The 12,274-nt window shown below is 61.9% G+C and carries 10 protein-coding genes; 1 reads left to right on the forward strand and 9 read right to left on the reverse strand.

Translation table 11 applies throughout. The annotated features are described in order from the left end of the window. Positions 1-8 precede the first annotated feature (8 nt). From ACNAZS_RS25625 to ACNAZS_RS25660, 8 genes are all read right to left on the reverse strand, one after another. Positions 9-1,430 carry an FAD-binding oxidoreductase gene (locus ACNAZS_RS25625; RefSeq protein WP_415793390.1) on the reverse strand — a complete coding sequence of 474 codons (1,422 nt, stop codon included), beginning with the start codon at positions 1,428-1,430 and terminating at the stop codon, positions 9-11. Further along, positions 1,430-2,389, reverse strand: a complete 960-nt coding sequence (locus ACNAZS_RS25630) for a 2-hydroxyacid dehydrogenase (RefSeq protein ID WP_415793391.1) — start codon at positions 2,387-2,389, stop codon at positions 1,430-1,432. Before ACNAZS_RS25630 ends, ACNAZS_RS25625 begins: the two co-directional genes overlap by 1 nt. Next, a complete protein-coding gene (locus ACNAZS_RS25635) occupies positions 2,386-3,063 on the reverse strand; it encodes an RraA family protein (protein ID WP_415793392.1) in 678 nt (225 codons plus the stop codon). Before ACNAZS_RS25635 ends, ACNAZS_RS25630 begins: the two co-directional genes overlap by 4 nt. 38 nt (positions 3,064-3,101) lie before the next feature. After that, the gene (locus tag ACNAZS_RS25640; RefSeq protein WP_415793393.1) at positions 3,102-4,079 is read right to left on the reverse strand and encodes a Bug family tripartite tricarboxylate transporter substrate binding protein; all 978 of its coding nucleotides are present in this window, start codon (positions 4,077-4,079) and stop codon (positions 3,102-3,104) included. 28 nt (positions 4,080-4,107) lie between these two features. Then, positions 4,108-5,199 carry an Ldh family oxidoreductase gene (locus ACNAZS_RS25645; protein ID WP_415793394.1) on the reverse strand — a complete coding sequence of 364 codons (1,092 nt, stop codon included), beginning with the start codon at positions 5,197-5,199 and terminating at the stop codon, positions 4,108-4,110. Positions 5,200-5,234: 35 nt separating this feature from the next. Next, positions 5,235-6,200: a Bug family tripartite tricarboxylate transporter substrate binding protein gene (locus ACNAZS_RS25650; protein ID WP_415793395.1), complete on the reverse strand. Its 966-nt coding sequence runs from the start codon at positions 6,198-6,200 to the stop codon at positions 5,235-5,237. 134 nt (positions 6,201-6,334) lie between these two features. Next, complete coding sequence (locus ACNAZS_RS25655; RefSeq protein ID WP_415793396.1) at positions 6,335-7,357, reverse strand: NAD-dependent epimerase/dehydratase family protein; 1,023 nt, start codon at positions 7,355-7,357, stop codon at positions 6,335-6,337. A 2-nt stretch (positions 7,358-7,359) separates the two neighbouring features. Continuing rightward, the gene (locus ACNAZS_RS25660) at positions 7,360-8,838 is read right to left on the reverse strand and encodes an aldehyde dehydrogenase (protein WP_415793397.1); all 1,479 of its coding nucleotides are present in this window, start codon (positions 8,836-8,838) and stop codon (positions 7,360-7,362) included. A 92-nt stretch (positions 8,839-8,930) separates the two neighbouring features. Here ACNAZS_RS25660 and ACNAZS_RS25665 point away from each other — a divergent pair, with 92 nt between their 5' ends. Further along, positions 8,931-9,878: a LysR family transcriptional regulator gene (locus ACNAZS_RS25665; protein WP_415793398.1), complete on the forward strand. Its 948-nt coding sequence runs from the start codon at positions 8,931-8,933 to the stop codon at positions 9,876-9,878. Between the two features lie 250 nt (positions 9,879-10,128). Here ACNAZS_RS25665 and htpG read toward each other — a convergent pair whose 3' ends face one another. Then, positions 10,129-12,036 carry a molecular chaperone HtpG gene (gene htpG / locus ACNAZS_RS25670; RefSeq protein WP_415793399.1) on the reverse strand — a complete coding sequence of 636 codons (1,908 nt, stop codon included), beginning with the start codon at positions 12,034-12,036 and terminating at the stop codon, positions 10,129-10,131. Positions 12,037-12,274 lie beyond the last annotated feature (238 nt).

The raw sequence follows: 12,274 nt of genomic DNA on the forward strand, positions 1-12,274 counted from the left end.
ATCGCGGCCTACGGACAATCGCCTTTCGATTCCATAGGCAGCACCTTGCCCGGATTCATCACACCCCGCGGATCGAGCGCCGTTTTGATCCGCCGCATCAGCGCCAACTCCACGTCGCTCTTGTAGCGTTCCAGATCCTCGACACGGTGTTGGCCGATGCCCTGTTCCGCGCTGATCGAACCCCCCGCCGCGTGCACGCGGTCATGGACCAGGCGTTGAATATCCGCCTTGGACGCACCACGCGGCGGCAACAGGTTGTAGTGCAGATTGCCATCACCCAAATGCCCAAACACGCGCATACGAACACCGGGAAACGCCGTCGCCAACGCCCGATCCGTCTCTCGTACAAAGTCAGGGATCTTCGACGCCGGCAATGAAATATCGTGTTTGACGCAAACGTCGGCCTGCGCGAGCGCCAACGTAATGCTCTCGCGCAAATGCCAGAACGCCGCACTCTGCGACTCGGACACCGAGACAACTACATCCGACACCTCGCCGGCCTCCAATGCCCCCGACAACACGACCTCGAGCCGATCTTGCGCGTGCTGTTCGCCCTCGTTATCGGAGACTTCCAACAGCACGCACCACATGTCGTCGTCAATCTCGGTAAACGGCAATCGCTGCTGCGCAAAGGCACGCGTCACATCGCGCAAACAGGGCGTGGCCATCACCTCAAACGCCGTGAGCTCCGCGCCAAAACCCGCGCGGGCACGTTGCAATAGCAGCAGGGCTTGCGACAACCCCGGCGTCGCGATCAGCGCGGTACGTTGCGCGCGCGGCAACGGAAAGAGCTTCAAAACGGCGGCGGTAATGACGCCCAGCGTGCCTTCACTGCCGATATACAAATCACGCAGGTCATAGCCGGTATTGTCCTTGCGCAGGCCACGCAGCCCGTCCCAGATTTCGCCCTCGGGCGTGACCACCTCCAGCCCCAACGCCAACTCTCGTGCGTTGCCATAGCGCAGGACCTGCGTCCCCCCGGCATTGGTCGCCAGGTTCCCGCCGATCGTGCAACTGCCCTCTGCCCCCAGCGACAGGGGAAACAACCTGCCGGCCTCTCGTGCCGCCTCTTGCACGGTCTGCAAGACGCAACCCGCCTCGACCGTCACCGTGTCGTTATCCGGATCAATGGCACGGACTCGATTCAACCGCAGCAACGACAGCACCACAGCCGAAGCACTGGCATCCGGCGTGGCCGCGGCCACCTGACCCGTATTGCCTCCCTGCGGCACCACGGGCGCACCGGCCGCCGCGCACAGGCGCACCACCTGAGCCACCTCATCACGATTCGCGGGCCGCACCACCGCCACCGCACGCCCCGTCACGGTCTTTCGCCAGTCGGTCAGATACGGCACAGCATCATCGCCGGTCAGCACATGCTCCGGCCCGACACAGGCCCTCAGATCGGCCAACAATCTCGCCTGCGCCATTACGACGACTCCCGCAATGCGATAGGCGTCAAGAGTTTGCCGGACTGCATGAACGCGATCACGTTATCCAGCACCAGCTCGGACATCGCCTCGCGCGTCTCGCGAGTCGCACTGCCCACATGCGGCATCAACGACACCTGATCCAACGCCGCAAACTCCGTTGCCGGCGCAGGCTCTTGCTCCAGTACATCCAGCCCCGCCCCGCCGAGCTCGCCCGAACGCAACGCACTTAACAGCGCCGCCTGATCGACCACGCTGCCGCGTGCGATGTTAATCAGAATCCCTCGCGGCCCCAGCGCACGAAGCACTGGCGCATTCACCAGATGTCGCGTGGCCGCACCGCCCACGCAAGCCACCACCAGAAAATCCGACCACCCCGCCAGCGCCACCAACGACGCCTCGTAGCCATAGGGGACGCCCTGCCGAGGCGTACGGCTGTGATAGCGAACCGCCATATCGAAACCCGTCCCGCGTCGGGCGATGGCTTCCCCAATACGGCCCAGCCCCAGGATGCCCAGTCGCTTGCCCGACACCTTGGTCGTCAATGGAAATTGCCCCAGCGCCCGCCACTGCCCCGTTTTGACATAGCGATCGCCCTCGGCTGTACGCCGCGCGGTCGACAGCAACAACGCCCAGGCCAAATCGGCCACACAATCATCGAGCACACCCGGGGTCGTGCTCACGGCGACGCCGCGATCCGCCGCGGCCGCCAGATCCAGGGTATCGTGGCCAACACCCCAGCTGCAGACCGCTTGCAACGCGGGCATGGCCTCAAACATCGCTTGCGTAAAACCATGTCGCACCGACGTCACCGCCACCCGCACACTTTTCAGCTCATCACCAAACCCCGCCAGTCCCCGCGGGGACTGCCAGGTTTGCAGGACGCGATAGCGTGCCGCCAGCCGCTCATCGAAGCCCTGGCCTAACGATGCCACCTGCACCACATCGTAAAGCGTCACCCACGGCCTCCGGTGCTGGCAGGAATATAGTTCGCCGCGGCGGCCGCCTCGGCAAAACTCATACCGTCACGGATTCCCTGCTCGACACGGCCATCGACCTCCAGGGCCTGCTGCGCAGCCACCAGGACCTCTTCCAGACGCCCGCGTGGCACCACGATCAGGCCGGTATCATCGCCAACCACCAGATCCCCCTCGGCGACGGCAACACCGCCTATCGTGACGGCCTCGCCCATGGACTGCAATCGCAGCCGCGTCTTGCCCGTCAGCGGCGTCACATGACGGCTGGCCAGCCAGAGTCCCGTCTCCTGGATCTCATCGACATCCCGGCATGCCCCATCGATCACGACGGCGGTCGCGTCCCGTTTCGAGGCCGCCATCGACGCGATACCGCCGAACGTCGAAATGCATGCGCCCCCGGCATCGACCATCAGCACGCGCCCTGGCCCTGTCGCCGCTACCAGCCGACCCACCGCAAAATCCGACTTTTCAAAATCGCCCAACTCGCCCCAGACATGGCGCGCCGTCACCGCAAAGCCGACGACACGTCCCTGCCCCGCCCGACGTGTGATTCCCTGCGTCACGCCGACGATTCCCAGCGTGTCCATGGCATCCGCCCACGTACTGGTTCCGATCTCGGCGCAGCGCGCCAACAATTCCTGATCCGATTGACTCATGATGTCTATTTCCTGTCGAAAATGATCAATGCCGCGCGTTAATCGACTTGCGCGCCCGACAGCTTCACGCCCTCGGCCCAGCGTGCCGCTTCGGCATTGATAAAGTCCTGGAATTCCTTGGGCGAACTATTGTTCACGTCGCCCCCCATGGCTTGCAGCTTCTTGGTCATCTCGGGCGTGCCGACGATCTTGGACACGTCCTGATAGATTTTCTCGCGCTGATCCGCCGGCATCGAGGCAGGCGCAAACAGCCCAAACCACGTCGCCGCCTCAAAGCCCTTCATCCCACTCTCGTCCATGGTCGGCACATCCTTGATCGCATCGACACGACGCGAATGCGCCAGGGCGACCGCGTTAAGCTTGCCCGCCTGAATATGCGGCAACGCAGCCGACAGCGTCACAAAGGCCATCTGCACCTGACCGCCGAGCAGATCGGTCAACATCGGCGCGTCACCCTTGTAGGGCACATGAATCAGATTCAGGCCCGTCTTCGACTTGAAAATCTCGCCCGTCAAATGCTGCGGCGTGCCATTGCCCGTGGATGCCATCGTCATCCCGTCGGGCGCCTTCTTGCCATACGCAATCAGTTCGTCCAGCGTCTTGACCTTCAACGAAGGCGTGGTGACTAACACCAGGGGGATCGTCGCGGTCAGCGTGATCGGCGCAAAATCTTTCAGCGGATCGTAGTTGAGCTTCTTGTACAGGCTGGCGCTGATCGTGTGGGCGGCCGTCGTCATATACAGCGTATAACCATCACCCGGCGCACGCGCCACCGCCTCGGCGGCCACTGTCGTGCCGGCACCCGGACGATTGTTGACCACAACGGGCTGCCCCCATGTGTCCGGCAGTTTCTCCGCAATCATGCGGGCGATCACATCCGTCGCGCCCCCTGCCGGATACGGCACGACCAGCGTGACGGGCTTATCCGGATAGCCGGCCGCCAGCCCCGCACTCGTTCCCAGGGCCATACTCAGGCCCACCATCAATCCGACAAACCGCTTGTGCATCTTCATCATCTGTCTCCTGGCTAAGTTGTTTTCGTGACTACTGAAGGACGTACGCCGCGCCGCAACGACTGCAGATCTCGCGGATGTGGGCATCCAGCGTCTGAGGAATCGGAATGCCCTCGCGTAGACGCTGTTCGTGGGTGACCGCCTCCGGGTCGCCGGCCACCAGCACCGGCTCATCAGGGTTGGCAGCCGTCGTGGCATGCAGCGCGTCGATGGCCGCATCCAGATCGTTTTCAAACGCGTCCTCATCACGAAACGCGTCCGGATCAATCGCCATAAAGAAATGGCCGATGTTGTCGGGATCGCCGGGCTTCTGCGTCCGATTGCGGATCGGCGAAAACGAGCCGCCCATCAACGTACCCGCCAGGATGTGCACCATCATGGCCAGGCCATAGCCCTTGTGGCTACCCAACTCCAACGCCCCGCCCAGCGGCGTCAATCCGCCATCGGGTCGCTTAAAGACATAGTCCATGCCGACATGCGGATCACGCACCGACTGCCCCTCGGCATCCACCACCCATCCCGACGGCATTGTCTTGTCGTTCAGGTGATAGACCTTGACCTTATTGGCCGCCACCGTCGTCGTCGACATATCCAGCACAAAAGGCCGATTACGCCCCGCCGGCGCCGCAAACGCCAACGGGTTCGTCCCCAATACGGGTTCCGCGGCGCGCGGCGGCACCAGCGATATCCCGCGCGTCGCCGTGGTCACCAACCCCACGACACCCCGCGAACTCGCCATCCGCGCATACAGACCCGCCGCGCCGAAATGATGCGAATTGCGCACGCCCACCACGCCGACACCATGCTCCAACGCCTTGTCGATCGCCAACTGCATCGCCATCGACGACACCGGGTGCCCCAAGCTCGCTCCCCCATCCAGTAACGCCGTACACCCGCGATCACGCACGACCGTCGGCCGCGCCTGCAGCGACAACATGCCCGCATTGCGCATGTCCTCATACATCATCAGCATCGACACGCCATGCGAATCCACGCCAAGCAAATCAGTCTCGACCATGATGTCTGCTGCCACCTCGGCCAGATCCTGCGCCATCCCCCAAGCATCCAGAATGCCCAGGATCTGACGCCGTACGCGTTGCGCATCCACATTGATTATGTTCATTCGCTCCATCCTCATGTTGTGGTTAGCAGGTCTGTTTATTTCTTTGTCTGACCCGCCGCAGTCAACAACTCACCCCACAAGTCCGTCTGTGCAACGACGTAATCCGTAAATGCCTGTGGTGTGCGTGGTGCCGCCTGCTGTCCCTGTCTGGCAAAGAACGCCGCCGCCTCATCGCTCTTTAAGGCCTGCACAAAGGCCTGATTCAATCGCTCGATCACGGGCGCAGGCGTGCCGGCCGGGGCAAACAATCCGCCCCAGGCCACAAACTCATAATCGGGCAGACCCGCCTCGGCAAACGTCGGCACATCAGGAAAGGACGCGACGCGTTCTTTGGGCGTCACGGCCAGGGCACGCAACTTTCCGGCCTCGACATACGGCCGCGTCACCGAGATATCCGTGATCATGAAATCCAGCCGTCCCGCCAATACATCCGTGATCGCCTGAGGCGTGCCCGCATACGGGACGTCCATAGCCTGAATGCCCGCCATACTCTTGAGCATCTGCGCGGCCGCCAAACTACCGGTATTGCCCGTGCCGTAATTCAATTTGCCGGGATTCGCCTTCGCGTACGCAAGAAACTCCTCGACATTCTTCGCCGGCAGATCTGGTCGAACCACCAGTACCAACGGATTCATCGTGAACTGCGTGATCGCCGCAAAATCGCGCGCCGGATCATAAGGCAGCTTTTTAAACAGATGAACGTTCGCGGATTGCGTCGAATTCGTGCCCACCAGCAACGTATAGCCATCGGCTTTCGCGCGGCTCACTTCCGAGGCCGCAATGCTGCCCTGCGCGCCGGCCTTGTTCTCTACGACGACACTTTGCCCCAACGTCTTGGCTACCCGCTCGCCCAAAAATCGGGCCATGGCATCCGTCGTGCTGCCCGCCGGGAACGGCACCACCAAATGCACGGGCCTGGCCGGATAGTCATCCGCGGCATTCACCGACGCCGCGATACCCAATGACAAACCACCCAACACCAACCACTGCGCGATTCTCATCCCTCTGTCTCCTCGTGTACGCCTCGGATCGCTTTGTTGCGACCTTGCTTTATTTCGCACGACCACTCTTGGATCGGCCTTTCCAGCGCAGCGTAGCGGACCTCATCGACGTAAGGCCCGCCACGCCTCATGACTTAATTTTTCTCTTGTGCTTCACGCCAGGCTAACAGCCGCGCCACGCCTTCGGCCATTTTGACCTTGGGCTGCCATCCAATATGCTGGCCCGCCAGATCATGCGGAATATGGAACGCGCCGCCCGAGGTTAGGCGCACGGTGCCGGGAGGATCGGGCTTGATCTCCGGTTGCAGATCGCTCTTGCAATAATCCAGCACCAGCCGCACCAACTCGCCCGTCGTGATTGGCTCGGGGCCTGACACATTCACCGCGACATCCGTCGCCGTACTCTGAAACGCCGCGACGTTGGCGCGTGCCACATCGGACACGTGAACAAAATGCTTGGTATCCGTGCCATCGCCCGGCAATACCGGACGCTCGCCCTTGCGCACGCGATCATAGGTTTCCATGATGTAGAGCGAATTCGCCGCGCGATAGTGCTGTCGTTCGCCATAGACCGTGGAATAGCGCAGCACCACATAGTTCTGTCCGAACTTCTGATAATACTGACGGCACAGTTGCTCGCCCATGATCTTGGACGCGCCGTACAAAATCGCCGCCGGAGGCGCCCCCACAGAATGGAACGGGCCCGTTTCTTCCAGCGCCCCCACGATGCCCGTTCCATAACCATAGACGGCGTTCGACGACGCGAAGACCACCTTTTTGACTTTATTCGCGCGGCAGGCCTCCAGCATATTCTGCGCGCCGCGCACGTTCACATCGACCGCCTGCCAAGGCGTTTGCGAAAAACCCAGCGTCATATAGGCCGCCAAATGCAGCACGCCATCCACGCCCTCGGTCGCCGCCAACAAATCCGGCAAGCGCATCAAATCCCCGCGCACCAACTTCACACGTGGATTGTCCTGAAGATGCGCAATCGCCTCCGGCGTCCCGAACGCAAAATTGTCGAGCAAGATCACTTCCTTGACGCCTGCCTCCAGCAGCGCGTCGGCCGTGTGCGACCCCACCAGGCTCGCCGCGCCCGCAATCAAAATACGAGAATCCGCCAGCGACAACGCGGCGCCTTTCTTTTCTGTCGTCATAGTTATCCCAGTCCCATCGGTTTTTCGTGCATGCCCCAATACAAGCTCTTGACCTGGCTATACAAGCGCAGACCATGCAGGCCCTTCTCGCGCCCGATGCCGCTGTCCTTGAATCCGCCAAACGGCGTCGCGATATGTGATTGCTTGTACGTATTGATCCAGACCGATCCGGCCTCAATCTCGCGCGCCACGCGCCATGCGCGTGCATAGTCGCCGGTCCACATTCCCGCCCCCAACCCAAAGGGCGTATCGTTGGCCTGCTGGATCACATCGGCCTCGTCCTCAAACGGCAACGCCACCAGCACGGGACCAAAGATTTCCTCCTGGCACACCCGCGCCTGATTGCCCAGACCATCGATCACGGTCGGCAAATAAAACCAGCCATTGGCCAGCTCGGCACGATCCGGCACCGCACCGCCCACCAACACGCGCCCACCCTCGGCGCGCCCGATATCGACATAGCCCGCCACCTTGTCGCGATGCGCGCGCGACACCAGCGGCCCCATCTGCGTCTGCGGATCATCCGGCAGGCCGACACGTACTTGCGCCGTGCGCGCCACCAACGTTTCCATAAATTGCTTGTAGACGGACTTCTGCACAAACAAGCGCGACCCCGCCACACAACTCTGCCCCGCGGACCCAAAAATGCCCGAGATCACGCCGGCCACGGCGCGATCCAGATCCGCATCCTCAAACACAATATGCGGCGACTTGCCACCCAGCTCCAACCCGACTGGGATCAGACGCCGGCCCGCAATCGCGCCGATCGCGCGGCCCGTCTCCGTCCCCCCCGTAAACGACACCATGCGCACACCGGGATGCTTGACCAACGCGGCCCCCACATCCTCGCCGTACCCGGGCAACGCCGTCACCAGACCCTCGGGCAAGCCCGCTTCACCACAAATCCGGACCAACTCCAACGCCAATTGCGGCGTTTCCTCAGAGGGCTTTATCAACACCGCATTGCCCGCCGCGAGCGCCGGCGCGACCTTCTGCGCCTCGTTCATGATCGGCGAATTCCAGGGCGTAATCGCCGCCACCACCCCAAAGGGCTCGGCCAGCGCCATCGAAAAATACTCGCCGCGCGGCGAGGTCATCTCGTTCTGCCACGTCTCGCACACCGCGGCGTAATAACGAAAATGCCCCGCCGCGCTATCCACCATGTTCAAGCACTCTTTCCAGGGCTTGCCACTGTCCAACATCTGCAAACGCGCCAACGGCTCGCGCTCGGCCGCCAAGCGCCGACCGATCTCATACAGCGTGATCGCACGCTGATCCGGCCGCAGCTTGCGCCAGGGCTTATGCAAAAAAGCGTCCCGCGCAATATCCACCGCAGCGTCGACATCCTGCGGCAAAGCGCGCGTCACGATGCCGGCAACACTGCCATCAGCGGGATTAATCGAGGTAATGACGGCGTCGCCGTCCTGACTGCGGCGCCATTGCGCGCCCAGCCGAAAAGGCTTGTGGCTTGATACATCCATAACGTCTTTGAATCCGAGAGTTCTTCGGTAACGTCATCATCGGATGATTGATTAATAGACACAAATAGATATTTTTACAATATTATTAGTCCATGGCTATTAATATCAAATACCGCCCGCTCAAGGCCTTTCTGCTCGCGATCCACACCGGCTCATTCACCCATGCGGCCAGCCAGCTTGGGGTCACGCAGCCCTCGTTCACCGCCCTCATCCAGGACCTGGAAGACGTCCTGGGACTGCGCCTGTTCGAGCGCACCACGCGCAGCATCAGCCTGACCTCTGCCGGCCAGGACTTCTACGCCCGCGTACAGCGCCCCATCGCCGACCTGGAGGAAGCCTATCGCAGCCTCGCCGACCTCGCCGCCGTCCGGCGCGGCACCGTGGCCCTGGGCGCCCTGCCCTCGACCGCATTGACCTTGCTGCCCATGGCCGCCGGCTCGCTGCGCCGCGTCCACCCCGCCCTGAAAGTCCGCGTCGTCGAAGCCCACAACGACGAACTGCTCGCCATGCTGCGCACCAACCAGATCGAATTCGCCGTCGCCGCGCAAGCAGAGCCCGCCCCCGACCTCACCTTTGTCCCGCTGGCCGAAGACTGCTTTTGCGCCGTCTACCCCGCCGGCCACCCCCTGGGGGACGAACCCGACACCCTGCATTGGCGTGACGTCCTGCGCTACGACCTGATCCTGCTATCCCAGGGATCCAACGCGCGCCAACAATTCGACCGCGCCGTGCGTGACGAAGTCGGCGCCCCCATCACCGCCCTGCGCTACGACGTCACCAACATGGGCACCGCCGCCGGCATGGTGCGCCAGGGACTCGGCGTCAGCGTCCTGCCCCGCATGGCGCTGCCCGAGCTCAACCTCACCGGACTCTGCTGCACCCCCTTGGGGGATGCGTCCGCACGCCGCTATATCGGCGTGCTGCATCGGCGCGACCGCTCCCTCTCACCCGCGGCGCAGGCCTTCATTGCGCAGCTCGAAACTTCATTGATCGACATCTCACAGCACCTGCTGCCCATGCCGCCGCTGCCTATCGGTTGATCTCGTGGACAAGTCCCTGCCCAGGCCCAAAACGCAAAACACCCCGAGCCGCTGGACCAAAATCCAACCACTCGGGGTGTTACCGTGACGTGGCCCCTGCCTCTACACAGGGGTCACTCACCTACTGCCTTTGAAACCGCCCCTGCCTCGACGCAAGGGGCCTGCGCAATCAGATCACGCCTTTAGCAACAACGCATTGAAACGTAATCAAATCACACCTTGAACCAACACGCGTCAAGGCGCAGTCAGATCACGCCTTCAACAGCAACGCGTTCAGACGCTTCACAAACGCCGCCGGATCCGCGATCTGCGCCCCCTCGGCCAACAACGCCTGATCCAGCAACAAGCGCGCCCACTGCTCGAACTCACCCTCGTCAGCGTCACGCACCCGCGCAATCAACGCGTGCTCGGGGTTGATCTCCAGCACAGGTTTGACGTCCGGCGCCTCTTGGCCCGCCGCCTTGAGCATGCGCAGCAAATGCGGGCTGAGCTCGTTCTGCCCCACCACCACGCACGCCGGCGAATCCACCAGACGCAGCGTCACGCGCACCTCTTTCACCTGGTCTTCCAGCGTCTTTTGCAGACGCTCGACCAGCGGCTTGAAATTTTCCTCGACCTCGGTCTGGCGCTGCTTTTCTTCCTCGTCCGCCAACTCGGCCAGATCCAGGCCGCCCTTGGCCACCGACACCAGCGACTTGCCATCAAACTCGCGCAAGTACGACAACATCCACTCGTCCACGCGATCCGACAACAACAGGACCTCGATCCCCTTCTTGCGGAAAATCTCCAGGTGCGGGCTGGTGTTCGCCGCCGCAAACGTATCCGCCGTGACGTAGTAAATCTTGTCCTGGCCTTCCTTCATGCGCGACACATAATCCGTAAACGACACGTTCTGCACCGCATCGCCCGACTGCGTCGACGCAAAGCGCAGCAGCTTGGCAATACGCTCGATATTGCCCGCGTCCTCGCCCGCGCCTTCCTTCAGCACCTGACCGAACTCCGTCCAGAACGTCGCGTAATCCTCGGCCTTGTTCTCGGCCATGTCCTCCAGCAACGACAACACCCGTTTTGCCGACCCCTCGCGGATCGCCCGCACATCGCGGCTTTCTTGCAAAATCTCGCGCGACACGTTCAGCGGCAGATCCGCCGAATCAATCACCCCGCGCACGAAGCGCAGATACGACGGCAGCAGTTGCTCCGCATCGTCCATGATGAACACACGCTTGACGTACAGCTTGACCCCACGGCGACCATCGCGATCCCACAGATCAAACGGCGCATGCTTGGGCACATACAACAGCTGCGTGTACTCGCTACGACCCTCGACACGATTGTGCGTCCACGCCAACGGATCATCATAATCATGCGACACCGTCTTGTAGAACTCGCGATACTGCTCCTCGGTCACGTCGCCCTTGCTACGCGTCCACAGCGCATTCGCCTGGTTCACCGTTTCCAGCTCGTCCGTCTTGACCTGCTCGCTCTTCTCCGCGTCCCAGTCTTCTTTTGCCATGCGGATCGGCAACGAAATATGATCCGAATAGCGACGCAGGATCTCACGCAGCTTCCAGCCATTCAGCAGTTCGTCTTCGTCCTCACGCAAATGCAGCGTCACATCCGTGCCGCGCGAGGCCTTTTCCGCCGCGGCGATATTGAACTCGCCCTGGCCGTCCGACTCCCAGCGAATCGCCTCGCCCTCGGCAGCGCCCGCGCGGCGGCTCACCACCGTGACCTTGTCCGCCACAATGAACGACGAATAAAAACCTACCCCAAACTGACCGATCAACTGCGCATCTTTCTGCTTGTCGCCCGTCAGCTGCGAGAAAAACTCGCGCGTGCCCGAGCGCGCAATCGTGCCCAGATTGGCAATCGCCTCATCGCGCGACAGCCCGATACCGTTATCCGAAATCGTAATCGTGCGCGCCGCCTTGTCATAATCCACCCGGATCGCCAGCTCGCTATCGCCGTCCAGCAGCGTCGGCTGATCAATCGCCTCGAAACGCAGCTTGTCGCAAGCGTCCGACGCGTTCGACACCAGCTCGCGCAGGAAAATCTCCTTGTTGCTGTACAGCGAATGAATCATCAGGTGCAGCAGTTGCTTCACCTCGGCCTGAAAGCCCAGAGTTTCAGATGTGGAAGACGTGGCGGTTTGGCTCATAGGTCTACGTAAAAGTCAGAAAACAAAATGGAAATCGGCGAATCCCGCAAAACCGTGCATTTACCCGGGCGGAATCCCAGAAACCTCAAATATATGGGGCTCATCCCGCCCGTTTCAAGTCGGGCCAGGGATCGAGCCAGACAGATTGGTCCCAGCCTAGCTACAATCTTGCGCTTCCCCTATCCCATGCCGGCCGGCTTTCGCTCATGCAACCCGCCTCCCTCACCCAGTCCGCCCC

Origin of the sequence: Bordetella tumulicola (genome assembly GCF_965138755.1) — a bacterium.
Lineage (GTDB): Bacteria > Pseudomonadota > Gammaproteobacteria > Burkholderiales > Burkholderiaceae_B > Bordetella_A > Bordetella_A tumulicola.